Genomic DNA, 562 nt, shown 5'->3' with positions numbered 1-562 from the left:
GCAAGATGATAGAAAGCGAGCTAGGGGCAATACCAGAGGGCTGGAAAATTGAAAGTCTTTCAAATGTTTTTGATATAAGTATAGGTAAAACTCCTCCTAGAAAAGAAGTTGAATGTTTTTCTTATGACAATAAAGATATTAAATGGGTATCAATATCAGATATGGGTAAAAGCGGTTTATATATTCTTGATACATCAGAATATTTAACCCCTGAGGCTGTTAATAAATATAATGTTGTTATAGTTCCAAAAGATACCATAATATTAAGTTTTAAATTAACTATAGGTAGAGTATCGATAGTAAGTGAAGATATGACTACAAATGAAGCTATAGCACATATAAAAACAAATGATAAAAAGTTAAATGAATATACTTATTTTTATTTAAAAAATTTTAAATATTCTAGTTTAGGCAGTACTTCTTCTATTGCTCAAGCTGTGAACTCTAAGTTAATAAAATCTATAAAATACATAGTTCCAAGAAAAAATATCTTGGATAATTTTCATTTAAAAGTGATAGATATTTTCAATAAGATAAAATTCAATCAAATAGAAAACCAGAA

Annotated in this window: 1 protein-coding gene; it reads left to right on the top strand. The window is 26.3% G+C overall.

Features of this window, described 5'->3' with window-relative positions; all coding sequences use genetic code 11:
• Positions 1 to 562: restriction endonuclease subunit S (locus EZH24_RS13265; protein ID WP_170310890.1), on the top strand; the 562-nt coding region annotated here is incomplete at both ends.

It is taken from the genome of Brachyspira catarrhinii, from assembly GCF_005518285.1.
Classification (GTDB): domain Bacteria; phylum Spirochaetota; class Brachyspiria; order Brachyspirales; family Brachyspiraceae; genus Brachyspira; species Brachyspira catarrhinii.
Note: the sequence above shows the minus strand (reverse complement) of the source record. Positions and strands in the feature narration are given on the sequence as shown.